The sequence below is a fragment of the Gluconobacter sp. genome, assembly GCF_047722525.1.
Classification (GTDB): Bacteria; Pseudomonadota; Alphaproteobacteria; order Acetobacterales; family Acetobacteraceae; genus Gluconobacter.
Map to the genome: position 1 here is coordinate 62,468 of NZ_JBDNYY010000009.1, position 25,193 is coordinate 87,660.

Sequence of the window (25,193 nt, forward strand, 5' to 3'; positions counted from 1 at the left end):
TGTCAGGTCTTGAAGCATAAAAAAAGCCGCCCTGACGGGCGGCTTCTTACACATCGAAATGTGCATTAAAGCAATCAGATTGCCTTGATGCTCACTGCCGATGTTTTGCCATTGCGGCCAGACTCGAGCTCGTAAGAGACATGCTGACCTTCGTTGAGGGTGTGCATTCCAGCGCGCTCGAGTTCAGAGATGTGAACGAACGCATCCTGGCCACCGTTGTCAGGCTGGATGAAACCAAAGCCCTTGGTGGAATTAAACCATTTTACGGTGCCTGTTGCCATAACGAGGCTCCTTTTTAACAATAGCAGTCGTGTACAAAATACACACGAAATCATAACGCTTAAGGAGAACGAATGACGCAACACGCGTCGAAAACTCGCTTAAGAGCACCTGCCACAGCCAGATAGACATTATGTTCCTCACAGATGCAAGGAAAAAATGTCGGGCAACACATTATGAATTGTAACCCGCCCTAATAGTGAGCGGGCCTGTTTCTGAAATATGGGCTGAACTGGAGGTTCCGGGGAGATTGATCCGGAATATATGCCCCAACTCAGTTCTTGCAGACCAGGCGACAGACTGTTTCGATATTGAAGGCAATTCTTTCTTTCAGCGCCTCCGGAGACATGAAATCCCTTTCGAAGATTACCGAACCCGTAAAGCGGTTGGTAAAATAATAGTAGTTTATCGAGGCAATGGTGATGTTCAGCTGTGCTGCGTCGATGCCTTCCCGGAAGACACTTTCCCTCACACCCCGATCCAGAAGCAACTGAATGCGACGGACGAATTTCTGGCTGATCGTCTTCAGGGTAGGGGAGTGCCTGATATGGGCGGCCTGGCACAGGTTTTCGCTGTTGACCAGAATAATGAATTCCGGATTTCTGATATAGTATTCCCAGGTGAAACGAACGAGCGTTTCAAGCGCGGTCCTCGGGGGAAGATTTTCCAGATCAAGCTTTGTCTCTTCTGTCCGGATGTTGAGATATTCTCTTTCCAGAACAGTCCTGAAGAGACCATCCTTACTTTTAAAGTAATGATATAGCATCCTCTTGTTGGCTTTTGCATCCAGAGCGATTGCATCAACCCGCGCGCCTTCAAGCCCATTTCTCGAAAACTCCTTTTTGGCAGCTTCGAGAATGCGTAATTTCGTGGCCTCCGCGTCCCTGACACGTATTTTCGTGGAGGAAGGCATTCTGTTTTTCTCAGGGGGCATCAGGGGCCTGTTCCGCACGCATCATGGAGGCTTCTTTTGAGGGAAAGCGCCTCAAAAGAAAAGCATTCCAGAAAATCACACACAAAACGCAAAAAAATATCAACGCAACGTGATTTCATGCTGGTCGTCCCCTGCGATATGTGTAAGTAACTACATGGTGCGTTACGCGTTAGGAAGCTGGAACCCGATTGCCTCCGGTCAAATACAGGTGAGGGTTGTCTGTAAATAAGAACTGTGTGTTGTGATATTTGTTGGATATTCAGTTCGAAAAAGTACAAATCGGGCTCATGCATCGTAGAAAAGATGACAGGTCCATAGTCAGCAGGAACAGGTTTCATGAATGTTATGTCAAAAAATGGATCTTTACCGGTAAAGCCACGTGAGTTTGGTTTTTTTATTGATGGAGAATGGCGGTCCGGTCGGGATTTTTTCGATCGTTCCTCGCCAGCTCACGATGCTCCCGTGACCCGTATTCCGCGCTGCACCCGTGAGGATCTGGATGAGGCAGTGGCTGCTGCGCGGCGCGCTTTCGAGAACGGGAGCTGGGCCGGGCTGCCTTCATCAGACAGGGCGGCGGTTCTTCTCAAGGCTGCGGGACTTCTTCGCGAGCGCCGAGACGATATCGCCTACTGGGAAGTCCTTGAAAACGGCAAGCCCATTACCCAGGCGAAAGGCGAGATTGACCATTGTATCGCCTGCTTCGAAATGGCTGCCGGTGCTGCCCGGCTGCTACATGGTGACACGTTCAACAATCTGGGCCAGGGACTGTTCGGCATGGTCCTGCGGGAGCCCATCGGGGTGGTTGGTCTGATCACGCCGTGGAACTTCCCGTTCATGATCCTGTGCGAACGGGCGCCGTTCATTCTCGCATCCGGCTGTACGCTGGTCGTCAAGCCGGCCGAAGTCACAAGTGCCACGACGCTTCTTCTCGCGGAAATCCTTGCGGATGCCGGGCTGCCGAAAGGTGTCTTCAACGTTGTGACCGGTACGGGCCGTACGGTTGGACAGGCCATGACCGAGCATCAGGACATCGACATGCTCTCGTTCACGGGCTCCACAGGGGTTGGCAAGTCCTGCATTCACGCAGCGGCTGACAGCAACCTGAAGAAGCTTGGGCTTGAACTGGGCGGCAAGAACCCGATCGTCGTGTTTGCTGACAGCGACCTCGAAGACGCTGCCGATGCCGTGGCGTTCGGGATCAGCTTTAATACGGGGCAGTGCTGCGTGTCTTCAAGCCGCCTGATCGTTGAGCGGTCCGTTGCCGAGAAGTTTGAGCGCCTGGTCGTCGCGAAGATGGAAAAGATCCGCGTTGGTGATCCGTTCGATCCCGAGACGCAGATCGGTGCCATTACGACGGAAGCGCAGAACAGGACGATCCTGGACTATATCGCAAAGGGCAAGGCGGAAGGCGCGAAGCTGCTTTGCGGTGGCGGGGCCGTCGATTTTGGAAGGGGGCAGTATATCCAGCCCACGCTTTTCACAGATGTGAAGCCCTCCATGGGTATCGCACGTGACGAGATCTTCGGCCCGGTTCTGGCGTGCTTCCACTTCGATACCGTCGATGAAGCGATCGCGATTGCCAATGACACGGTTTACGGCCTCGCCGCATCGGTCTGGAGCAAGGATATCAACAAGGCGCTCGCGGTAACCCGCCGCGTTCGGGCCGGTCGTTTCTGGGTTAACACCATCATGAGCGGTGGTCCCGAGATGCCGCTGGGTGGTTTTAAACAGTCGGGCTGGGGCCGTGAGGCCGGTCTGTACGGCGTCGAGGAATATACGCAGATCAAATCTGTCCATATCGAGACTGGCAAACGTTCGCACTGGATTTCGTAATGACGAGCGGTTTTGATTACATCGTTGTCGGTGGTGGTTCGGCTGGTTGTGTTCTCGCAGCCCGTCTTTCCGAAAATCCGTCCGTCCGTGTCTGCCTCATCGAGGCCGGCCGGCGGGACACGCATCCTCTGATTCATATGCCGGTCGGCTTCGCCAAGATGACCACTGGCCCACACACCTGGGATCTCCTGACGGAGCCCCAGAAGCACGCGAACAACAGGCAGATTCCCTATGTTCAGGGCCGTGTCCTGGGGGGTGGATCGTCCATCAATGCGGAGGTCTTCACCCGGGGACACCCTTCCGATTTCGACCGGTGGGCGGCAGAAGGGGCGGATGGCTGGAGCTTTCGGGATATCCAGAAGTATTTCATCCGCTCGGAAGGCAACGCCGTGTTTTCGGGGGGCTGGCACGGGACGAATGGGCCGCTCGGGGTTTCCAATCTTGCAGAGCCGAACCCGACGAGCCGGGCGTTCGTGCAGAGCTGTCAGGAACTGGGGCTGCCCTATAATCCGGATTTCAATGGTGCATCGCAGGAAGGGGCGGGCATCTATCAGATGACGATCCGGAACAACCGGCGCTGCTCGACGGCTGTGGGGTATCTGCGGCCAGCTCTGGGACGGAAAAACCTGACGGTCGTGACGCGGGCGCTGGTCCTGAAGATCGTCTTCGATGGAACGCGGGCCACGGGTGTGCAGTACATTGCGAACGGCACTCTTGAGACGGCTGAGGCGACACAGGAAATCCTGGTGACGGCCGGTGCGATCGGAACGCCCAAGCTGATGATGCTGTCTGGCGTTGGGCCTGCTGCGCATCTGCGTGAAAATGGTATTTCCGTCGTTCAGGATCTGCCGGGTGTGGGCGAGAACCTTCAGGACCATTTCGGCGTGGATATCGTGGCGGAACTCAAGACTGACGAAAGCTTCGACAAATACAGGAAGCTGCACTGGATGCTGTGGGCCGGGCTCGAATACACGATGTTCAACTCTGGTCCTGTTGCGTCGAATGTCGTTGAGGGCGGTGCATTCTGGTACTCGAACCCATCGTCGGGCGTTCCGGACCTTCAGTTTCATTTCCTTGCAGGAGCTGGTGCGGAAGCGGGTGTGACGTCTGTCCCGAAAGGCGCTTCGGGGATCACGCTGAACAGCTATGTGCTGCGTCCGAAGTCACGCGGAACCGTTCGGCTGCGCTCGGCAGATCCGAGGCTCAATCCGATGGTTGATCCCAATTTCCTCGGAGATCCGGCGGATCTTGAGACGTCTGCGGAAGGTGTGCGACTGAGCTATGAGATGTTTTCCCAGCCATCCCTGCAGAAGCATATCCGGAAAACCTGTTTCTTTAGCGGTAAACAGCCGACGATGCAGATGTATCGCGACTATGCGCGGGAGCATGGCCGGACGTCCTATCACCCGACCTGCACCTGCAAGATGGGCCGGGATGACATGTCCGTCGTTGATCCTCGCCTGAAGGTACATGGTCTCGAAGGCATCAGGATCTGTGACAGTTCGGTTATGCCCTCCCTTTTGGGGTCGAACACGAATGCAGCGACGATCATGATTGGCGAGCGGGCTGCGGATTTTATTCAGGGGAATGCCTGAACCGGGACCTGCCCGCAGTCTCTGAAAACACAGGATAGCGGAAAAGCCGTGGTGCCATGCCGGGCTTTTTCATTCGAAATTATAGTAACTAACCAGTTAGATACGAAAGCATTGGAACATGACGAAAGTCAGGACAGCGGCCGAGGCTGTGAGCCTCATCAGAGACGGAGCCATGGTTGCCGTCAATTCGTCATCGGGGCTTCTGTGTCCTGACGCGGTACTCGAGGCACTGGGACAGCGTTTCGAGGCCACGAAATCGCCGGCGAAGCTGACAACCGTTCATCCGATTGCTGCGGGCGACATGTTCGGCACCAAGGGCGTGGATCATCTCGCTCGTCCCGGCATGATCACGAAAATCATTGGCGGTTCCTATCCTTCGGGGCCGAGCAATGCCGAGCCGCCGCTGATCTGGCAGCGCATTCAGGCGGAGGATCTGGCCGCCTATAATGTCCCGTCCGGCGTCATTTTTGACATGCTGCGGGAAGGGGCTGCAAAGCATCCCGGCGTGCTGACCAAGGTGGGGCTCGATACCTTCGCGGACCCCAAGCGTGACGGCTGCGCGATGAATGAAACGGCGCGTCAGAATCCGCTCGTCCGTCACATGGATTTTGAGGGCGAGGACTGGCTGTATTTTCCGGCGTTGCGTCCGGATGTGGCGATCATTCGCGGTTCGACCGCAGACGAAAACGGCAACCTGACATTTGAGCAGGAAGGCGCCACGCTTGGTGCCATGGAAATGGCGCTGGCGGCCCATAACAATGGCGGTCTGGTAATTGCGCAGGTTCGCCGTGTGGCAGCGCAGGGCACTCTGAAGCCGCATGACGTCAAGGTGCCGGGTATTCTGGTGGACGTGATCGTTGAGGCACCGGAGCAGCTCCAGACAACCGCTACGGCTTACGATCCCGCCATTTCGGGCGAGATTTTCCGCCCGCTCTCGACGTTCGATATCCCGGATTTCGGACCTTCCAAAGTCATGGCGCGCCGCGTTGCGCAGGAACTGAAACAGGGCTGGGCCGTGAATATCGGTTTCGGCATTTCCGCCAATGTTCCGCGTATTCTGCTGGAAGAAGGACGACATGGCGCGGTCACCTGGGTCATCGAGCAGGGTGCCGTGGGCGGTATCCCGCTTTTGGACTTCAAGTTCGGTTGCGCGAGTAACGCCGAGGCCTTCGTCGCGTCGCCGCACCAGTTTTCCTATTTTCAGGCAGGCGGTTTCGACTGCTCCCTGCTGTCTTTCCTTGAGATTGGACAGAACGGATCGGTGAATGTCAGCCGTCTCGCCGCAACCCCGCATCGTACGGCGGGGGCCGGGGGGTTCGTTGACATCACGGCGCGGGCAAAGCGCATTATCTTCTCGGGCAATTTCAATGCCGGGGCGAAAATGCATATCGAGGACGGTCGTCTTGTGATCGACAAGGAAGGCAGGATCGCAAAGATCGTGCCCGAAGTGTCGCAGGTCAGCTTTTCGGGAGCGCGTGCGACCGAGACAGGGCAGGAGATCACTTATGTGACGGAGCGTTGCGTTCTGAGGCTGCTGGATGGCAAGCTGACGGTCACTGAAATCGCGCCGGGGATCGACTTGCAGCGGGACATTCTGGATCAGGCGACGGCTCACCTCGAGGTGTCGCCCGATCTGAGAGAGATGGATGCGGCCCTGTTCCGTGATGAACCCATGGGACTGCCGCTGTGACCTTCACCCCTCGCGCCAGACGGACAGACAGGAACTGACCATGATGCTTCAGGACCGCATGTTTCTGACAGGACTCTTCGACGCCGCGGTTGGCGCGGCCGAGCCGGAGCAGATCCTGGCAGCACATCTGCCCGAGCCCCCGAAGGGACGGACGGTTGTGGTTGGCGCGGGAAAAGGCGCGGCGCAACTGGCGGCGGCGTTCGAGCGCGTTTGGAAAGGCCCGCTCAGCGGCGTGGTGGTCACGCGTTACGGGAATGTCTGCCCGACGCAGTCCATCCGTGTGCTGGAAGCCTCTCATCCGGTGCCGGACGAGGCTGGCCTGAAAGCTACGGAGGCGCTTTTCGAGGCGGTGAAAGGGCTGGAGCCGGACGATCTCGTCGTGGCGCTTGTCTGCGGGGGTGGCTCGGCTCTGCTGCCATCGCCGCCACCCGGAATGACGCTTGAGGACGAGGCTGAACTGAACCGTGTTCTGCTCGCGTCCGGTGCGCCGATTTCCGTCATGAACAGCATCCGCAAGCAGGTCTCGGGTATCAAAGGGGGCCGCCTCGCGGCTGCTGCGGCCCCTGCAAAGGTCGTGTCCCTGGTCGTCTCAGATGTTCCTTTTGACGATCCCGCGCAGGTAGCCTCCGGGCCTACAGTGCCGGATCTGGGAACGCGGGAAGACGCACGTCGTCTGGCGAAGACGTGGAAACTGCGCCTGCCAGCAAAAATCCAGTCCTGGCTGGACGGAGAAGAAGGCCGCGCACCACTGGCGACTGATCCGGTGTTCAGCAGGAACGAGGTGCGCGTGATCGCCTCGGCGCATCTGTCGCTGGAAGCAGCGGCAGAAAAGGTGCGGCAGGCGGGGATCTATCCCGTGATCCTGTCGGATGCGATCGAAGGCGAGTCCCGGGACGTCGCCAAGGTTCATGCAGCTCTGGTGAGGGAAATCATTCTGCGCGGACGGCCTTTCCGGCGACCGGTCGTCATTCTGTCTGGCGGCGAGACCACCGTAACCATACGCGGAGAGGGTGGCCGGGGCGGTCGCAATACCGAGTTCCTGCTGGCCTTTGCCCTGGCGGCGGAAGGTCTGCCGTTTTCGGCTCTGGCTGCCGATACGGATGGCATTGATGGCTCCGAAGACAATGCCGGTGCGTTCGCGGATGGTGCCAGCATGGAACGTCTGAGAGACAAAGGGTTCAACCCTGCGGATCTTCTGATGGAAAACGATGCCTACACCGCGTTCGAGGCATTGGGAGATCTGTTTGTTCCAGGGCCAACCGGGACAAATGTTAATGATTTCAGAGCCGTACTGGTTCGCTAGGACCGGCTCGGAAAGCTTCAATAATGATTGATCGGCAAGCGTGGCGAAAGCCGTAGTTTTTAACAGTTTTATCGGTAACTATCCAGTTAGTTACTTATGTGGAGTCGGCTATGTTTCTGAACGAAATGCAGGAAGAAGTCCGCGAAACGACACGCTCTTTCGTGGATAATGTCATCCGTCCCGCCGCAGAGGCGCTGGACCGCGAAGAACGCTTCCCCGCAGAAATTTATGAAGAAATGGGCAAGCTGGGCCTGTTCGGCATTGCTGTACCCGAGGAACTGGGCGGACCAGGCTTCGATACTCTGACCTATGCGGTCGTGATGGAAGAGCTGTCCCGCGGCTATGCCAGCGTGGCCGACCAGTGCGGTCTGGTGGAGCTGATCTCCACGCTTCTGGTGCGTCACGGAACGCCGGAACAGCAGAAAATGCTGCCCGACATCCTCTCCATGAAGCGCAAGGTCGCCTACTGTATCACGGAGCCTGAGGCTGGCACCGATGTCTCCGGTATCCGCACGACGGCTGTCCGGGACGGTGACGGGTGGGTTCTCAACGGCGGCAAGATCTGGATCCATAACGCACCGGTCGCCGATACCGGCTTCGTCCTCGCTCGTACCGACAAAGAAGCGGGCAACCGGGGCATGTCCATTTTCATCGTGGATCTGCATGCCAAGGGCGTCGAACGCGGCCCCAAAGAACACAAGATGGGCCAGCGGGCGAGCCAGGTCGGCGCGCTCGATTTCTCGGACGTCCGTCTGGGCAGCGAGGCGCTGCTGGGCGAGATGAACCGTGGTTTCCATATGATGATGAGCGTGCTCGACAAGGGCCGCGTCGGGATCGCGGCTCTGGCCGTCGGGATCGCGCAGGCCGGTCTTGAAGCGGCTGTGGACTACGCCGGAACGCGCAAGCAGTTCGGCAAGCACATCTCCGAATTCCAGGGCGTGCAGTGGCTGCTGGCCGATATGGCCAAGGACATCGAGGCCGCACGACTTCTGGTCCATTCAGCGGCTACGAAGATCGATCGTGGGCAGGACGCCACGCGCTCGTGCTCCATGGCCAAGTGCTTTGCCGGTGACATGGCCGTGGCCCGGACGGCCGATGCCGTGCAGGTTTTTGGCGGTTCGGGCTATATCCGTGGCTTCGAGGTCGAACGTCTGTACCGCGACGCCAAGATCACCCAGATCTACGAAGGCACCAACCAGATCCAGCGCATGATCATCGCCCGCGAACTCCTGCGTAAAGGCGCACGGGCATGAGACAGGTCGCCCTCGTTACCGGTTCCTCACGGGGCATCGGTTTCGCCACGGCGCAGGCTCTGGCGAAACGGGGCTTCGCTTTAGCGGTCAACGGGCCGTTCGATGATGAGGAACTGCGTTCGGCCGTCAGTCGTCTGTCCGAAACTGGAGCGTCCGTCATGGCGCTCCCGTTCGACATCACGGATCTGTCTGTTCATGCGGAGCGGCTGGCGCAGGTCGAGGCGGAGCTCGGGCCGCTGACGACGCTCGTGAACAACGCGGGCGTCGGCGTCCTTCGGCGCGGTGACCTGCTGGATGTGAGCGAAGCGAGCTGGGACCGGTGCCTGACGGTGAACACCAAGGCACTGTTTTTCCTCTCGCAGGCTTTTGCAAAGTTGCTTCTGTCCCGTCCGCGACCCGAGGGCGTGTTTCATTCCATCGTGAATGTGACGTCGTCCAACGCCACGGCCGTGGCGGTCCAGCGGTCCGAATATTGTGCGTCCAAGGCGGCCGCGGCGATGGTGTCCAAGGCTCTGGCTGTGCGGCTCGGCCCGGAAAACATCGCGGTCTATGACGTCCAGCCCGGTCTGATCGCCACCGACATGACGGCTGCCGTGATCGAGCAGTACCGCCAGCGTGCCGTAGACGGACTGACCCTGCTGCCGCGCGTTGGCGACCCCGAAGACATGGGCGGCATTATCGCCACCCTTGCTTCGGGCGGACTTCCCTACACCACAGGCCAGGTGATTTCGGCGGATGCCGGAATGCTTGTGCCGCGTTTCTGAGAACGGTCATGAAAATCATTCTTCCCGATGAAACCGGCCGGAAGACGGACTATCACCTGATCGGAACACCCGCACCGACAGGAACACTGGGCCGCAATCCGGCGCGCATCGTTTATTCCGCAGCGCATGTCGTCGCCAACCCCTATACGGGCAGCGCGCCATCCGGCCCCGGGGCCATCGACTGGGACAAGACGATGGCGTTCCGCCGCTATCTTGCGGGTCTGGGACTGGGTATCGCCGAAGCCATGGATACGGCACAGCGCGGCATGGGGCTGGACTGGCCGATGGCGCTGGAACTGATCCGCCGGACGAAGGCGGAACTGGCCGACGCCGATGTCGTCAATGGCTGCGGCACCGACCATCTGGACCCGGCAGCCGTGCGGGACGTGGACGCAGTTATCCGCGCCTATCTGGAACAGGTCGAAGCCATCCAGGCCGTCGGTGGCCGGATCATCCTGATGGCAAGCCGGGCTCTGGTCCGGGTTGCGAAAGGCCCGGCGGATTATCTGCGCGTGTATCGCGAAGTGCTCTCCGCCTGTGACGAACCGGTCGTCCTGCACTGGCTGGGCGAAGCGTTCGATCCCGCCCTCGCCGGATACTGGGGCACGGACAGCTTCGATGAGGCGCTGCAAACCGTGCTGGAAATGATCGGGCAGAACGTTTCCAAGGTGGACGGCATCAAGATTTCCCTTCTCGACAAGGACAAGGAAATCCGGATGCGCCGTCTGCTTCCCGCAGGCGTGAAAATGTACACCGGGGACGACTTCAATTACCCGGAACTGATCGAAGGCGACGAGCAGGGCTTCAGCCATGCGCTTCTGGGTGTGTTCGATCCGCTGGCGCCGCTGGCCGCCTATGCGGTGAGCAAACTCGGCGAAGGCGACAAGGCCGCTTTCCGTGCGGCGCTGGACCCCACGGTTCCGCTGGCCCGGGTGATCTTCAAGGCTCCGACCCAGTATTACAAAACGGGCGTCGTGTTTCTGGCCTGGCTGAACGGCTTTCAGGATCACTTCATCATGCTGGGCGGTGCGCAGTCCATGCGCCCTCTGCCGTATTTCACGGACATTTTCCGGCTGGCGGATGGCTGCGGTCTGCTCCGTAATCCGGAACTGGCCGTCCGCCGCATGAAGTCGCTTCTGTCGCTCTACGGGGCCGACTGATGCGCGACTTCACCCACGATCATTCCGCGCTGGCCCTGAATACTGCGACCCTCGGCCATAACATGCCGGGGGCAGGGGCCGGATGGTCCGCTGAACGGACGATCGACGCCTGCGCCGAGCGCGGTATCGGTGGTATCGTGTTCTGGCGTCCGGAACTTCAGGGCCGGGCTTCGGCCATCGGGCAGCACGCCCGGCAGGCCGGAGTGGAAGTCGTGGGGCTGTGCCGCTCGCCGTTTCTTGTGGGGCCTCTGGCGCCACACGGGCGGCAGGCGGTCATGGATGATTTCCGTCGTTCCATCGACGAAACCGCCGATCTGGGGGGGGGAATCCTGACCATCGTGGTGGGCGGCGTCGAGCCCGGCACCAAGGGGGTCAGGGAGAGCCTCGATATTGTCACGGATCGTCTGTCTGCGGTGCTGGATTACGCCGCCGAACGGGACGTCAAGCTGGCGCTGGAGCCGCTGCACCCGATGTATGGCGGGGATCGCTCCTGCCTGCCGACGCTGCGTGACGCCCTGGATATCTGCGACGTCCTCAATTCCAACATGCTGGGTGTGGCGGTCGATGTTTATCACGTGTGGTGGGACACCGATCTGCCCCGCCAGCTTGAACGGGCAGGGACGCGCATCATGGGGTTCCATCTGTGTGACTGGCTGGTTCCCACGACGGATTTTCTTCTGGATCGCGGGATGATGGGGGACGGCGTGGCAGACTTGAGAGGCCTGCGCGCGGGTGTGGAACGCGCGGGATATGCCGGGTTCTGCGAAGTCGAGATTTTTTCTGCAAACAACTGGTGGAAGCGCGATCCGGCCGAAGTGCTGGATGTGATGATACAGCGCTTCCGCGATATCTGCTGAGAACGGAGAGTATCATGAAGATCCTCGTCCCTGTGAAACGGGTCGTCGACTACAACGTCCGCATCCGGGTCCGGCCGGATGGGTCTGGCGTTGATCTGGCGAACGTCAAGATGTCCATGAATCCCTTTGACGAAATCGCGGTCGAAGAGGCCATTCGTCTCAAGGAAAAAGGGGTTGCGACCGAAGTGGTGGTCGTCTCCATCGGGGTTGCGCAGGCAAAGGATACGCTGCGGACTGCCCTCGCCATGGGAGCGGACCGCGCCATTCTCGTGACGGCAACCGATGACGTGAACGTGGATCTGGAGCCGCTCTCGGTGGCGCAGATCCTGAGCAAGGTCGTCGCGAACGAACAGCCAGGCCTTGTGATCGCGGGCAAGCAGGCGATCGACAACGACATGAACGCGACCGGCCAGATGCTCGCCGCCCTGCTGGGCTGGGGGCAGGGCACATTTGCTTCGGCCCTGACGGTCGAGGACGGGTCTGCACTCGTGACCCGTGAGGTCGATGGCGGCCTTCAGACCATCAGGCTGAAGCTTCCGGCAGTGGTGACGACGGATCTGCGTCTGAACGAACCCCGCTATGTGGCGCTGCCCAACATCATGAAGGCCAAGAAGAAGCCGCTCGAAGAAGTGTCGCTCGACACGTTCGGCGTCGCGGTTCGCCCTCGTCTGACAGTTCTGAAGACGGTCGAGCCGCCGCAGCGTCAGGCTGGCGTGAAAGTCGGGTCCGTCGATGAGCTGGTGTCCAAACTGAAGAATGAAGCAGGAGTCCTCTGATGTCTGTTCTGCTACTTGCCGAAGTCAATGAAGGGCGTCTGGGAACGGATACGGTCGCCAAGGCCCTGACGGCGGTTGCCACGCTGGCCGATGTGCATGTTCTCGTCACGGGTGAGAACTGCGCGGCTGCGGCCGACGAGGCGGCAAAACTGGCGGGCGTGTCGAAGGTTCTTCTTGCGAACGATGCGTCTCTGGCGCACGGCCTTGCCGAGCCTGTCAGCGCGCTGATCGTCTCGCTGGCCAGGGACTATAGTCACATCGCCGCTGGAGCGACGGCGTTTTCCAAGAACGTCCTGCCGCGTGTAGCAGCACTTCTGGACGTCATGGTGCTATCCGAGGTCACGGCTGTGCAGGACGCGGAGACGTTCGAGCGGCTGATCTATGCTGGCAATGCGATCCAGACGATCCGTTCTTCCGATCCCATCAAGGTCTTCACGGTCCGCACGGCAGCCTTCGCGGCGGCGCAGGGTGGTGGAAGTAGCTCTGTCGAAGCCGTCAGTGTCCCGGCTGATCCCGGCCTGTCGCAGTGGATCGAGGACAAGACAGTCGCTACCGAACGCCCGGACCTGACCTCAGCGAAAATCATCGTCTCCGGAGGCCGCGGTATCGGCTCGAAGGAAAACTTCGACACCATCACGACCCTTGCAGACAAGCTCGGTGGGGCGGTCGGTGCAAGCCGCGCGGCCGTTGATGCCGGGTACGCACCCAATGACTGGCAAGTCGGGCAGACCGGCAAGGTCGTGGCGCCGGATCTTTATCTCGCGGTTGGCATCTCGGGCGCCATCCAGCACCTCGCGGGCATGAAGGACTCCCGCATCATCGTGGCGATCAATAAGGACGAAGACGCGCCGATCTTCCAGGTCGCCGATTACGGACTGGTCGGGGATCTGTTCACCATCCTGCCTGAGCTGACAGCAAAGATCTGACCATGCGCAGCCTCGGGATCACCTTCGGACAGGGAGAAAAGTCATGACGGCCATTGAGCGCGAAAGCATGGACTATGATGTCGTCATCGTCGGGGGCGGGCCAGCAGGCTTGTCCGCTGCCATCCGTCTCAAACAGCTTGACCCCGACCTGTCCGTCGTCGTGTTGGACAAGGGATCCGAGGTTGGTGCCCATATTCTCTCCGGCGCGATCATTGATCCGTGCGCGCTCAACATCCTGCTGCCAAAATGGCGGGAGATGAACGCGCCGATCACCGTGCCGGTGAAGACGGATAGCTTCTATATCTTGGGCGAGAAGGGACAGACACGTCTTCCCAACTGGCTCATGCCGCCTTTCATGAACAATCATGGAAATTACATCGTCTCGCTGGGAAATGTCTGTCGCTGGCTTGCCGAAACGGCCGAAGGGCTTGGCGTCGAGATCTTTCCCGGAATGGCGGCCAGTGAGCTTGTCTATGGCGGGAAAGGCGAAGTCCGGGGCGTGGTCGCTGGCGAATTCGGGCGGAATGCCGATGGTACGCCGGGCGAGAATTACGAACCCGGCATGATCCTGGCAGGAAAATATGTGCTGATTGCCGAAGGTGCACGGGGATCTTTAGCGCTTCAGGTCATGAAGGGTTATGGTCTTTCGGACGGCAAAGACCCGCAGAAATTCGGGATTGGTCTCAAGGAAATCTGGGAGGTGGACCCGGCACAGCACAAACCCGGCACGGTCGTTCATACGATGGGCTGGCCTCTGGGTCGCAATGCGGGTGGTGGCGCGTTTATCTATCATCTGGATAACAATCAGGTCTGCGTCGGGTTCGTCGTGCATCTGAGCTACGAAAATCCCTATCTCGACCCGTATCGCGAGTTCCAGCGTTTCAAGCATCATCCGCTGATGGCGGGACTGCTGGAAGGCGGGAAGCGGATCGCTTACGGCGCCCGTGCCATTTCCGAAGGGGGATGGCAGTCCATTCCAAAGGTCGTTTTCCCCGGTGGCGCGCTGCTGGGATGTTCAGCCGGTCTTGTGAATGTCCCGCGCATCAAGGGCAGTCACAACGCCATCTATTCGGGAATGGAAGCTGCCGAAGCCGCTCATGCGGCGATCCGGGACGGCCGGAGTGGTGATGAACTCACGGCGTATGAAGCTGCCCTGAGAGAAGGGCCGGTCGCCTGCGATCTCAAGACCGTCCGGAACGTAAAACCGCTCTGGGAAAAATTCGGGCTTGCAGGCGGGATCGTGCTGGGTGGTCTGGATATGTGGACGGCGTCTCTGACCGGGGCACCGCTGTTCGGGACAATGCATCATCACAAAACGGATGCAGCGGCGACGGGGAAGGCTGCGGATTTCTCCCCGATTGCCTATCCCAAGCCGGATGGAAAGCTGAGTTTCGACCGGACAACCAACGTGGCGTTTTCGTTCACCAATCATCACGAGAGCCAGCCCTGCCATCTGAATCTCAGGAACGCTGATGTTCCGATCACGGTAAATTTGCCGGTCTATGCCGAGCCTGCGCAGCGTTACTGCCCGGCCGGGGTTTACGAGATTGTCGAGGATGCGGGGAAGCCACGCTTTCACATCAATTTCCAGAACTGCGTGCACTGCAAGACCTGCGACATCAAGGATCCGTCCCAGAACATCCTCTGGACGCCGCCGCAGGGCGGGGACGGACCGAATTACCCGAATATGTGAGTTTTACAGATCAGATCAAAGTAACGGCATCCATGCAGAACTCGGAATCCATGGCTGCCGAAGTGTTTCTTCCGATCACAGAAGAAGACCAAGAAAAGGAACACGGTTATGAGTGACGTTGGCGTTATAGAAGGCGTTCCGCGCGTTTCACTCAACGGCAGAAGTGCCCTGGTAGCCACACTGGCTGCGGTGGCAGGTCTGATGTTCGGGCTGGATCTGGGTGTCATATCCGGAGCGCTGAAATTCATCGGTATCGAGTTTCAGGTCAATGATTTCGGCAAGGAATGCATTGTCTCCGGCATGATGGTGGGCGCCGCGCTCGGAGCCCTGTTTGGTGGACGGCTGTCCTATATTCTGGGCCGCAAAAAGCTGCTGATCATCTCGGCACTGCTCTTCATTTCCGGATCCGCACTCTGCGCTCTGGCGCCATCCGTTCCCGTCCTGATCGGAGGGCGCGTGGTTCTCGGACTGGCGATCGGCGTCGCGAGTTTTACCGCTCCACTCTATATTTCGGAAATCGCCCATCAGCAGCATCGCGGGGCCCTGATTTCCGTCTACCAGCTCATGATTACGGTGGGCATTCTGGTGGCCTTCATCTCCGATGCCCTGCTGGCTTATTCGGGATCATGGCGGTGGATGCTGGGTATTGTCGGGATTCCGGGCGTGTTCTTTCTGATCGGTGTCCTGTTCCTGCCGGACAGCCCGCGATGGCTGGTTCTGCGGGGCCGTCATGAGGAAGCCTTTGACGTTCTGCACGGTCTGCGCGGCAATGATGTGCATGCCAGAAACGAGATTGGCGAAATCCGCGACCAGCTTGCCCAGTCGGATGGCGGCTATACGCTTTTCAGGAAAAACCCGAATTTTCGCCGTGCCGTCTATCTGGGTGTCGCCCTTCAGGCGATCCAGCAGTTCACCGGCATCAACGTGGTCATGTACTACGCGCCGCATATTTTCGAGATGGCGGGCTTCGGCACCAGTGCGGCCCTGTGGGGCACGGTGATCGTGGGGCTGGTCAATGTGCTCTCCACGTTCATCGCCATCGGATATGTCGATCGTTGGGGCAGGCGCCCCATGCTGATCGCAGGCTTCATCATGATGGCGCTTGGCATGTTTACGGTCGGAATGCTGCTGTATTTCGGGACGGGGAACAGCGATCTGGCGCGTTATGCGGCTGTTGCGATGCTGTTGTGCTTCATCGTCGGGTTTGCGTTTTCCGCCGGGCCTCTGGTGTGGATCCTGTGCTCCGAAGTGCAGCCCATGAAGGGACGTGATTTCGGTATCGGGTGCTCGACCTTCACCAACTGGGGCACCAACATGATTGTTGGTCTGACCTTCCTCACGCTTCTGACGACGCTGGGAAGTGCCCAGACCTTCTGGCTCTACGCCCTCCTGAATCTCGCATTCATTTTCGTGACAATGAAATTCGTGCCGGAAACCCGCGGCGTTTCCCTCGAACAGATCGAGCGGAACCTCATGTCAGGAAAACCCCTCAATCGCATCGGCCTGTAAGCGCAGGCCGGCCTTCACCCACAAAGGACGGGCCCTGGTCCCAGGGCCCCAGACGGAGACAGGATTGTGTCAGTCAAGATCGGGATCAATGGATTTGGACGGATAGGCCGTCTGACCTTGAGAAGTATTATCGAGAGCGGACGGAATGACATTGTTCCCGTTGTCATCAATGGTCCGGGGAGCATCGAAGACAAGGTCCACATGTTTATCTACGACAGTATCCACGGGAAATTTTCAGGGAAAATCCATCTTGAGGGAGATCAACTGACAATTCAGGCGCATGGTCGGACCTATGGGCCAGTCCGCATCTCTTCGGAACGCGACCCCTCGGCGGTTCGTCTCGAGGGGGTGGATGTGGTGATGGAGTGCTCTGGCCTCTTCACATCAAAGCAGGCCGTCCAGCCCCTTCTTCAGGCCGGCGCGCGAAAGGTTCTTGTCTCCGCTCCGGCAAGTGATGCGGATGCGACGATCGTGTACGGTGTCAATAACGACGCTCTCAAACCGGACATGACCGTCATTTCCAATGGCTCGTGCACGACCAACTGTCTGGCCCCGCTGGTCAAGGTCGCGGATGAGGCGTTCGGACTCCAGTGCGGTTACATGCTGACGGTTCATTCCTATACGGGGGACCAGCAGATCGTGGATCGCAGACATCGCGATCTGCGACGTGCGCGGGCAGCCGGGCTGAACATGGTGCCGACATCCACGGGTGCGGCCAAAGCCATCGATCTCGTTCTGCCGCATCTTGCGGGACGGCTGGCCGGATCGTCGCTGCGTGTTCCCACCCCTAATGTCTCGATGGTGGCGCTGGACTTCACCCCCTTCCGCGCGCCATCCTCTGTCGATGAGGTCAATGCGGTTTTTCGGGAAGCTTCCGTGGGAGCACTTGGGGGCATACTGGATTACTGTGATGGCCTTCTGGTCAGCAGCGACTTCAATCACAGCGCCGCATCCTCCAGTTTCGATGCGACGCAGACCGCTCTGATCCGCAATGGAGAGATGATCCATATCTGTAGCTGGTATGACAATGAATGGGGTTTCTCGAACAGGATGATCGATACGGCAGTCCTGATGGGCTCCCTGTAGGGATAAGTCCGTTTTGCCGGAGTTGCCCTGTCGGGCAATATGAAAGACGCTCCTCCCTGTGGTCCGTTGGACAGCAGGGAGGAGCCAGGTCATGACGATGCAGAATGTTCCAGTCCGTTTTGCGGATACAGTCACGCCGGACCTTCAGGAAAAAATCCTGAAAGCCCCCCAGTTTACAGGATGGGTCAGCAGGACACGGTCGCATTTCGACCTCCGTTCCGTCCTTGTCCGCGATGCTCTGATGTTCGGCCCGCGGGTCGGCTTCGTCGTTGTTGAAGCGGAGGCGTGGAACGACGGGGCAAGGATGCCCTGCTTTGCCGTTCTGCGGGATCCCACTGTCTCGATCATGCCGGTTGTGACCGTAAAGGATGCTCCGGACGGGAAACATGTTGTTCTGGTGCGGGAAGCGCGGCTTCCAGCAGGCCGCATGGTGACGGCGCTCCCGGCTGGCGTGATTGACGATGAGGGTGCGGATATTGCCGCCATACGCGAATTGCGGGAAGAAACGGGTCTGAGCCTGCAGGGCGGTCAGCCATACAGGCTGCATGACACGCCAGTGCTTCTGTCACCCGGTGGAAGCAGCGAGGAGATGATGCTCTACGCCGTCGATATCGTTCTGACGCAGGCTGAGATGAAGAAACTGCTTCATCGAAAAGCGGGGCTGGCAGACGAGCATGAGCATACGACCGTCTGTATTGTTCCGCTGAAGGACATGCCCCGCCACACGCCCAATGCCCATTGTCTGCTGAGCTGGCATCTTTACCAGCAGCATTGGCATCAGGGCGACCAGTAAGAAGGAGTCTGTTGTCCGCTTCGATATAGTCCCTGTCATATTGTTCAGGGCCCGGATCACTTTTGCCGCGCAAATATCGACGGATCGGAGACGCGGGTTTATTGAAGGCAGGTGAGGGACCGTTCCCGGTTCCGTGAACGGAGCACTCCGAAGGAGAGCACATGAGCCTGCAAGCGGTCGTTCCATCCGGACCGGACACCGTTTCTCCCCTGGGGGAAATCATTGCGGTGCGCGAGGCTGTTGTGGATGTGCGCTTCCCGGCAGGTCATCTCCCTGAAATCAATTCGGCGCTTGAAGTCGCATGGGACGGTGGGGCTCCGCTGATCCTTGAGGTTCACAGCCATCTCGATCCCCGTACGGTCAGGGCCGTTGCCCTGATGTCCACGTCCGGTCTGGCACGCCATGTGATGGTGCGCCCAACGGGTGCGTCGCTTCGGGTTCCGGTGGGAAATGCTGTTGTCGGGCGGATGCTGGATGTCACCGGAAATCCTCGCGACAATGGCCCTGCCTTGCCGAAGGACACTCCACGACGCGCTATCCACAGCGTCCCTCCCGCCATGCAGGTCGAAGGCGGGACGACGGACATCTTCGAAACAGGAGTCAAGGTCCTGGATCTCCTGACCCCGCTTGCGCATGGCGGCAAGGCGGCCATGTTTGGCGGAGCCGGGGTCGGCAAGACGGTTCTGACCATGGAACTGATCCACGCCATGGCTGCGAAATATCAGGGTCTGTCGATCTTTACCGGCGTCGGGGAACGCAGTCGCGAAGGGCATGAAATGCTCTCGGACATGAACGGGTCGGGTGTGATTAAACACGCCGTACTGGTCTATGGACAGATGAACGAGCCTCCTGGCGCGCGGTGGCGGGTGCCGCTGACGGCCCTTGCGATCGCTGAATATTTCCGGGACGAGCAGCACCGGAATGTCCTTCTGCTCATGGACAATATCTATCGCTTCGTACAGGCGGGAAGTGAACTGTCCAGTCTGCTCGGGCGTCTGCCGTCCCGGGTCGGGTATCAGTCGACGCTGGCGACGGAAGTCGGCGCGGTCGAGGAACGCATCACCTCCGTTGCAGGGGCCGCGGTCACGGCGATCCAGACCGTGTATGTCCCTGCGGACGATTTTACGGACCCGGCGGTGACGGCCATCGCGACGCATATGGACAGCCAGATCGTCCTGTCGCGGGATCTGGCCGCGCAGGGTTTTTATCCGGCCGTCGATCCTCTGGCATCGTCCTCGGTGCTGCTCGATCCGCTGGTCGTGGGGGAGGAGCATTGCGAGATCGCCGAGCAGGTCCGCGAAGCTCTGGCGAGGCTGAAATCCCTTCAGGATGTCCTCGCGCTGCTGGGTGTCGAGGAACTGGGCTCCGAAGACCGCAGAACCGTCACGCGCGCACGACGGCTCCAGCGTTTTCTCAGCCAGCCTTTCACCGTGACGGAGAAGTTCACGGGGCAGCCGGGCCGGAGCGTCAGCCGGGCCGACACTCTGGCCGGTTGCCGGGCCATCCTCGCGGGAGAGACGGACGACTGGGCCGAGAGTTCGCTCTATATGGTCGGGACGCTGGATGAAGCGCGCCAGAAGGAACAGGATGCCCGTAAAACGGCTCCGGCTGGAAAGACAGGCACATGAAACTGCGGATCATCACGCCGCTGAGCGTTGTCGTGGACGAAACGGACGTTGTGTCGGTGCGGGCGGAAGATGACAGCGGCAGTTTTGGCATCCTGCAGGGGCATGCGGATCTGGTGTCCAGCGTTCTGCCATCCGTTGTGGTCTGGAAATGCAGGGATGATACGCCGCATTACTGTGCCGTGCGGCAGGGTGTCCTGACCGTGAGGGACAAGGGCGGCATGGTGGAGATCGCAACACGTGAGGCCGTGCCTGGTGACGATCTGGAAGTCCTCAGGACACTCGTGCGTCAGCATTACGATGCCCTCGATGACGCACGCAGGAATGCGAATGTCGAAGCTGTCCGCCTTCAGCTTGAAGCGGTGCAGCGGATTGGAGAGGGCCTGTGGTCCGGAGCAGAAGGTCTTTTCCGGTGAAAGACGAAAACCCGCAGGCCGATGAGATGGAAGCTGCCATTCGCCAGCGCATGGACCGGCAGAAAGCCGGGGAGACGGATGGCAGCGTCAACGTCTCGCAGCATCTTGCCCGGATCGGCGTTCTCGGCTGGACCATCATCACGCCGCCGCTTTTCGGTCTTCTGCTGGGGCGGTGGCTGGATCATCGCGTCGGAACCGGGGTCGTTTTCTCGGCCGTCCTGCTCCTTGCGGGATTTGCGATTGGCGGCTGGAGTGCCTGGAAATGGATGGGTCATCCCAATGAGTGAGAGAGAGATCATCACGTCCCTCGGCTGGCTTCTGGCAGGTTTTCTGGCAGGAAGCGTCCATGTGGCGGCGCTGTGGATCAACGTGCAGTTCCTGATGCGTCCCGGAAAACGCGCCGTTGCCCTGGCGATGCTGACGGGACGCTTCCTTCTGCTCGGCGGCCTGCTCTATGTCGCGGCCCGGAGCGGAACCGCGTCCTTCCTGTGGGCGACCTGCGGTGTACTTGTCGCGCGTCCTCTCATCCTGCGGCTGATGAAAGACCGTCTCGGGCCCGGATTTGAAACCGGCAGGGAGGGGCATCTGCCATGATGTCGCCGCTCTCCAGTCCCGTCCTGTTTCATGTGGGCCCGATCCCGGTTACGCAGCCCGTGGTCACGACATGGGGAATCATGGCCGTTCTGACGGTGGGTGCCGCCTGTATTTCCCTATCCCTGACGCCAGAAGCGCCGGGACGTTTGCAGACATTCCTTGAACTGGGTGTCACGGCGCTGGACCGTCAGATCCGCGAGACCATGCGCACGGAGCCTGCTCCGTACCGCTCTTTCGTGGGCACCCTGTTCCTGTTCATTCTCGTCGCGAACTGGTCCTCGCTCGTGCCGGGCGTCCAGCCTCCTACCGCCGTTCTGGCAACTGATGCGGCTCTGGCGATCACCGTTTTTCTGGCCATCATCATCTTCGGTGTCCGTTCTGGTGGCGTGAGGGGCTATCTGCGCAGCTTCCTCTGGCCCAGTGTCGTCATGATCCCGCTCAACCTGATCGGGACAGTGACGCGGACGTTCTCGCTGATGGTGCGCCTTTTCGGGAACGTCATGGCAGGCGTCTTCATCATCGGCATCGTCCTGTCGCTTGCAGGGCTGCTCGTGCCGGTTCCCCTCATGGCACTCGATCTTCTGACTGGTGCGGTTCAGGCCTATATTTTCGCCATTCTCGCCATGGTCTTCATTTCCGGCGTGCTGACCAGGCCCGCATTATCCGCCACGTCCCAATCCATTGAAAAGACAGGATCACGTTCATGAACTGGCTCGCTCTGGCAAGTATCGTCTCAGCCGCTATGGCGGTGTCATTCGGGTCCATCGGTCCTGCTCTCGCCGAAGGACGCGCAGTTGCGGCGGCCATGGACGCCATCGCCCGGCAGCCTGAATCCGCGGGGACCATTTCCCGGACCCTGTTCGTGGGGCTGGCCATGATTGAGACCATGGCGATCTACTGTCTGGTCATCGCTCTGCTTCTTCTCTTCGCCAACCCGTTGCTGAAGTAAGCCCGTGACTGTCGACTGGTGGACAATCGGGTTCCAGATCATCAACGTCAGCGTTCTGATCTGGCTGCTCTCCAAATTCTTCTGGCGTCCGATCAGCGCCGTCATCTCCCGGCGTCAGCAGGACATCGCGACACAGCTTGCACAGGTCGCAGACGGGCAGAAGCAGCTGGATGCCGACCGCGCGGCCGTCAGCGAGACGCGCAAGGGATTTGAAGACGAAAAAGCGCGTATCGTGCAGGAGGGGCAGCAGGAAGCACAGACCGCCAGAGCCGCCATTCTGGGCAGAGCGCAGCAGGACGCGGCGGCGCTTCAGGCTGGAGCGAGGCAGGCCATCGCGCAGGAAGAGGCTGAAAACCAGGCCCGCTGGCAGGGAGACGCCGTCACGCTGGCCTGCGATATCGCAAGGCAGCTTCTGACGGAGACAGGCTCCTCCCGACTGGTAGGGGATACCCTTTTCGCCAGGCTTCTGAAGGCGATTGCCGCCCTTTCTGATCGTGAACGCCTCAGTCTCCGTGACGGATTTACCTTCGTCGCAGCCAGGGCACTGACCGCTGAGGATCATCAGGCTTATGAAAGCGCCCTCAGGACTGCGGTCGGGGGTACGCCTTCCATGACGTGGACCACGGATCTGGCCCTTGTGGAAGGATTTGCCGTAAAGACGCCTTATCTCACCGTAGCCTCGAACTGGCAGGCCGATCTTGCGCGCATCCGGGAGGGCCTGTCTCGTGCAGGACACTGATCAGGCCGCGAAATGGCTGGCATCGGCCCGTTCCAGCCTGACGGAGATCGACGCCGGACCGCAGACGGACCGGACGGGAAGGGTGGAAGACATCGGGGACGGGATCGCCCTGATTTCCGGCCTTCCCGATGCGAAACTGGATGAACTGCTGTCCTTCGGAAACGACCGCTACGGTTTCGTGCACGGACTTGAAGAAGACCTCATCAGTTGCGTCCTGCTCAACAGTGAAGGCACGATCGAGGCCGGGGACGCCGTGCAGGGAACGTCCCGTGTCGTGAGTGTCCCCGTTGGACCGGGACTTCTGGGGCGCGTTCTGGATCCGCTTGGACGCCCTCTGGATGACAGGGGCCCCGTTCAGGCAGAGGCCTGGTTTCCGGTCGAGCGACCGGCGCCGGCCATCATAGACCGCGAACTCGTGACCGAACCCGTCCAGACGGGGACGCTTGCGATCGACACGCTTTTTCCCATTGGTCGGGGACAGCGCGAACTCATCGTCGGAGACCGGGCGACGGGCAAGACCACCATCGCGGTCGATGCCATTCTGGCACAGAAGTCCAGTGAGATGATCTGCGTCTATGTCGCCATCGGGCAGAAGACGTCCAGTGTTCAGCGTGTGATCGAGACCATTCGCACCCGCGGCAATCCCGATCAGTGCATCATCTTGGTCGCGCGCCCAGCAGAGGCGCCCGGCCTGTGCTGGATTGCCCCCTTCGCTGCCATGAGCATGGCCGAATATTTCCGTGACCGTGGTCAGCATGCCCTCATCGTCATCGACGATCTCTCCAAGCATGCGGCAACCCATCGGGAGGTCTCCCTGCTCACCGGGCGGCCCCCGGGCCGTGAAGCCTATCCGGGGGATATTTTTTATGTCCATGCCCGTCTGCTTGAACGCGCCGCAAAACTTTCGGCGGAAAAGGGCGGCGGCTCCCTGACGGCTCTGCCGGTTGCGGAGACGGAAGCGGGCAATCTGAGCGCCTATATTCCCACGAACCTTATTTCCATTACGGATGGTCAGATCGTTCTGAACCGCACGCTCTTTGATCAGGGGCAGAAACCAGCCGTCGATGTGGGTGTCAGCGTCAGTCGTGTGGGTGGTGCTGCGCAGGCGCCCGTGCTGCGTTCTTCCGTTGGCACCCTGCGTCTGGATTATGCGCAGTTCATCGAACTCGAAGCTTTCACGCGCTTCGGAGGGCTGCCGGATGCGCATGTCCGCCAGCAACTGGTCCGGGGCGCGCGTATCCGCGCCATACTCCGCCAGCCGCCCCATGCACCGCTGGACCTCATGCAGGAAGTGGCGCTGGTAACCGCCTCGCAGAATGGCCTTCTGGACTCCATTCCGGAAAAGCACATCCATAACATCCAGAATGGTCTGGGCGATTATCTGCGGGCCAATGCAGCCGATCTCGCAACAGTCATTGAAGGCGGCGTGGTTCTGTCCGCAGAGCAGAAGGCGCGTTTTCTGACATGTCTGGGCCAGTGGATTGAAAACCGGACCTCAGTTTCCTCATGACAGCGCGCTTGCAGGACGTCACGGCCCGGATCGGCAGTGTCAGGGAACTGGGCGGAATTGTAGACTCCATGCGTGGGCTCGCCGCCGTTCGGGTCCAGCAGGCGCGCAGAGCCGCGGTCGCGGTCGAGACTTATGCCGGGATAATACAGGAGGCTCTGGTCCGTATCGCTCCGATGCTGCCTGCTGATCGTGAGACGCAGCCTCCGGGACAGGCGGGGCAAACAGGTGCCATTGTTTTCTGCGCTGAACAGGGATTTGCTGGCCTGTTCAGCGAACATGTCCTTGATGCTCTCCATGATGATGAAAAAGAGCATCTCTTCCTGGTCGGGACACGCGGCAACGCCATTGCCCATGCCCGGGGACTCATACCGCAATGGACTGCCCCTGCGGTTCAGACTCCCGCTTCGGTGCCGGCCCTGGCCGACAGCATCACGGAGGAAATCGGACGTCAGGTCATCTGTGGAAATCTTGCGCGTGTCAATCTGATCGTCTGTCATGCGGTAGGGCAGGAGAAGGCGACCGTACTCCGCCAGTCGCTCTTTCCGCTGGATCCAGCACTTCTGGAAAAAACCAGCCCCTCCGAACCACTTCCCATCCTCAATATCGCACCGGAAAAGCTCCTGGCCGATCTGGTGGCGGACTATATCTTTTCCCGGCTCTGTCTTGCGGCCCTGCACTCCTTCGGGGCTGAAAATCAGGCGCGCAGCGAGCGGATGACGGCCGCGCATCATGAAATCACACGCCAGCTCAAATCCCTGGAGCAGCTTCAGAGAACGGTCCGTCAGGAAGAAATCACGTCCGAAATCATAGAACTTGTCTCCGGTCCCACGCTGGCAAAACTTAAAAGGTTCAAGCGTCGTTCAGCGGCGGAATAGAGGCCGCGATTCTCATCTGGGGATCTGTTGCGCG

At 59.7% G+C, this 25,193-nt stretch carries 25 protein-coding genes; 23 read left to right on the top strand and 2 right to left on the bottom strand.

Features of this window, described 5'->3' with window-relative positions:
* Nucleotides 1-74: 74 nt before the first annotated feature.
* Both ABF859_RS10155 and ABF859_RS10160 read right to left on the bottom strand, forming a co-directional pair.
* Nucleotides 75-281 carry a cold-shock protein gene (locus ABF859_RS10155; RefSeq protein WP_024717199.1) on the bottom strand — a complete coding sequence of 69 codons (207 nt, stop codon included), beginning with the start codon at nucleotides 279-281 and terminating at the stop codon, nucleotides 75-77.
* A gap of 272 nt (nucleotides 282-553) precedes the next feature.
* On the bottom strand, nucleotides 554-1,192 hold the full coding sequence (locus tag ABF859_RS10160) for a TetR/AcrR family transcriptional regulator (RefSeq protein WP_415527662.1): 639 nt from the start codon (nucleotides 1,190-1,192) through the stop codon (nucleotides 554-556).
* Nucleotides 1,193-1,558: 366 nt separating this feature from the next.
* Here ABF859_RS10160 and ABF859_RS10165 point away from each other — a divergent pair, with 366 nt between their 5' ends.
* The 23 genes from ABF859_RS10165 (at nucleotide 1,559) to ABF859_RS10275 (ending at nucleotide 25,159) form a co-directional block, all read left to right on the top strand.
* A complete protein-coding gene (locus tag ABF859_RS10165) occupies nucleotides 1,559-3,046 on the top strand; it encodes an aldehyde dehydrogenase family protein (RefSeq protein WP_415527730.1) in 1,488 nt (495 codons plus the stop codon).
* Complete coding sequence (locus ABF859_RS10170) at nucleotides 3,046-4,641, top strand: GMC family oxidoreductase (protein WP_415527663.1); 1,596 nt, start codon at nucleotides 3,046-3,048, stop codon at nucleotides 4,639-4,641. Before ABF859_RS10165 ends, ABF859_RS10170 begins: the two co-directional genes overlap by 1 nt.
* Nucleotides 4,642-4,759: 118 nt before the next feature.
* Nucleotides 4,760-6,331, top strand: a complete 1,572-nt coding sequence (locus tag ABF859_RS10175) for an acyl CoA:acetate/3-ketoacid CoA transferase (protein WP_415527664.1) — start codon at nucleotides 4,760-4,762, stop codon at nucleotides 6,329-6,331.
* Between the two features lie 40 nt (nucleotides 6,332-6,371).
* Nucleotides 6,372-7,634 carry a glycerate kinase type-2 family protein gene (locus ABF859_RS10180; RefSeq protein ID WP_415527665.1) on the top strand — a complete coding sequence of 421 codons (1,263 nt, stop codon included), beginning with the start codon at nucleotides 6,372-6,374 and terminating at the stop codon, nucleotides 7,632-7,634.
* Nucleotides 7,635-7,744: 110 nt separating this feature from the next.
* Nucleotides 7,745-8,887: an acyl-CoA dehydrogenase family protein gene (locus ABF859_RS10185; protein ID WP_415527666.1), complete on the top strand. Its 1,143-nt coding sequence runs from the start codon at nucleotides 7,745-7,747 to the stop codon at nucleotides 8,885-8,887.
* Nucleotides 8,884-9,651 carry a 3-ketoacyl-ACP reductase gene (locus ABF859_RS10190; protein WP_415527667.1) on the top strand — a complete coding sequence of 256 codons (768 nt, stop codon included), beginning with the start codon at nucleotides 8,884-8,886 and terminating at the stop codon, nucleotides 9,649-9,651. The genes ABF859_RS10185 and ABF859_RS10190 overlap by 4 nt, the downstream gene beginning before the upstream one ends.
* An 8-nt stretch (nucleotides 9,652-9,659) precedes the next feature.
* A complete protein-coding gene (locus ABF859_RS10195) occupies nucleotides 9,660-10,811 on the top strand; it encodes a dihydrodipicolinate synthase family protein (protein WP_415527668.1) in 1,152 nt (383 codons plus the stop codon).
* A complete protein-coding gene (locus ABF859_RS10200) occupies nucleotides 10,811-11,668 on the top strand; it encodes a sugar phosphate isomerase/epimerase family protein (RefSeq protein WP_415527669.1) in 858 nt (285 codons plus the stop codon). Before ABF859_RS10195 ends, ABF859_RS10200 begins: the two co-directional genes overlap by 1 nt.
* A 14-nt stretch (nucleotides 11,669-11,682) precedes the next feature.
* Nucleotides 11,683-12,444 carry an electron transfer flavoprotein subunit beta/FixA family protein gene (locus ABF859_RS10205; protein ID WP_415527670.1) on the top strand — a complete coding sequence of 254 codons (762 nt, stop codon included), beginning with the start codon at nucleotides 11,683-11,685 and terminating at the stop codon, nucleotides 12,442-12,444.
* Nucleotides 12,444-13,370, top strand: a complete 927-nt coding sequence (locus ABF859_RS10210; protein WP_415527671.1) for an electron transfer flavoprotein subunit alpha/FixB family protein — start codon at nucleotides 12,444-12,446, stop codon at nucleotides 13,368-13,370. The genes ABF859_RS10205 and ABF859_RS10210 overlap by 1 nt, the downstream gene beginning before the upstream one ends.
* A gap of 43 nt (nucleotides 13,371-13,413) precedes the next feature.
* The gene (locus ABF859_RS10215) at nucleotides 13,414-15,063 is read left to right on the top strand and encodes a 4Fe-4S dicluster domain-containing protein (RefSeq protein WP_415527672.1); all 1,650 of its coding nucleotides are present in this window, start codon (nucleotides 13,414-13,416) and stop codon (nucleotides 15,061-15,063) included.
* Nucleotides 15,064-15,171: 108 nt separating this feature from the next.
* Nucleotides 15,172-16,572, top strand: coding sequence for a sugar porter family MFS transporter (locus ABF859_RS10220; protein WP_415527673.1), 1,401 nt, complete (start codon nucleotides 15,172-15,174; stop codon nucleotides 16,570-16,572).
* 66 nt (nucleotides 16,573-16,638) lie between these two features.
* Nucleotides 16,639-17,658: a type I glyceraldehyde-3-phosphate dehydrogenase gene (gene gap, locus ABF859_RS10225; protein WP_415527675.1), complete on the top strand. Its 1,020-nt coding sequence runs from the start codon at nucleotides 16,639-16,641 to the stop codon at nucleotides 17,656-17,658.
* 91 nt (nucleotides 17,659-17,749) lie between these two features.
* A complete protein-coding gene (locus ABF859_RS10230; RefSeq protein WP_415527676.1) occupies nucleotides 17,750-18,451 on the top strand; it encodes an NUDIX domain-containing protein in 702 nt (233 codons plus the stop codon).
* A gap of 161 nt (nucleotides 18,452-18,612) precedes the next feature.
* Nucleotides 18,613-20,079, top strand: a complete 1,467-nt coding sequence (atpD, locus tag ABF859_RS10235; RefSeq protein ID WP_415527677.1) for a F0F1 ATP synthase subunit beta — start codon at nucleotides 18,613-18,615, stop codon at nucleotides 20,077-20,079.
* Complete coding sequence (locus ABF859_RS10240; RefSeq protein ID WP_415527678.1) at nucleotides 20,076-20,492, top strand: F0F1 ATP synthase subunit epsilon; 417 nt, start codon at nucleotides 20,076-20,078, stop codon at nucleotides 20,490-20,492. The genes atpD and ABF859_RS10240 overlap by 4 nt, the downstream gene beginning before the upstream one ends.
* Nucleotides 20,489-20,779, top strand: a complete 291-nt coding sequence (locus ABF859_RS10245; protein ID WP_415527679.1) for an AtpZ/AtpI family protein — start codon at nucleotides 20,489-20,491, stop codon at nucleotides 20,777-20,779. The genes ABF859_RS10240 and ABF859_RS10245 overlap by 4 nt, the downstream gene beginning before the upstream one ends.
* Nucleotides 20,772-21,086 carry an ATP synthase subunit I gene (locus ABF859_RS10250; protein WP_415527680.1) on the top strand — a complete coding sequence of 105 codons (315 nt, stop codon included), beginning with the start codon at nucleotides 20,772-20,774 and terminating at the stop codon, nucleotides 21,084-21,086. The genes ABF859_RS10245 and ABF859_RS10250 overlap by 8 nt, the downstream gene beginning before the upstream one ends.
* On the top strand, nucleotides 21,083-21,793 hold the full coding sequence (locus ABF859_RS10255) for a F0F1 ATP synthase subunit A (protein WP_415527681.1): 711 nt from the start codon (nucleotides 21,083-21,085) through the stop codon (nucleotides 21,791-21,793). Before ABF859_RS10250 ends, ABF859_RS10255 begins: the two co-directional genes overlap by 4 nt.
* A complete protein-coding gene (locus tag ABF859_RS10260; protein ID WP_011253684.1) occupies nucleotides 21,790-22,035 on the top strand; it encodes a F0F1 ATP synthase subunit C in 246 nt (81 codons plus the stop codon). The genes ABF859_RS10255 and ABF859_RS10260 overlap by 4 nt, the downstream gene beginning before the upstream one ends.
* A gap of 4 nt (nucleotides 22,036-22,039) precedes the next feature.
* The gene (locus ABF859_RS10265) at nucleotides 22,040-22,774 is read left to right on the top strand and encodes a hypothetical protein (RefSeq protein WP_415527682.1); all 735 of its coding nucleotides are present in this window, start codon (nucleotides 22,040-22,042) and stop codon (nucleotides 22,772-22,774) included.
* Nucleotides 22,761-24,284, top strand: coding sequence for a F0F1 ATP synthase subunit alpha (locus ABF859_RS10270; protein ID WP_415527683.1), 1,524 nt, complete (start codon nucleotides 22,761-22,763; stop codon nucleotides 24,282-24,284). Before ABF859_RS10265 ends, ABF859_RS10270 begins: the two co-directional genes overlap by 14 nt.
* The gene (locus ABF859_RS10275; RefSeq protein ID WP_415527684.1) at nucleotides 24,281-25,159 is read left to right on the top strand and encodes a FoF1 ATP synthase subunit gamma; all 879 of its coding nucleotides are present in this window, start codon (nucleotides 24,281-24,283) and stop codon (nucleotides 25,157-25,159) included. The genes ABF859_RS10270 and ABF859_RS10275 overlap by 4 nt, the downstream gene beginning before the upstream one ends.
* Nucleotides 25,160-25,193: the final 34 nt, after the last annotated feature.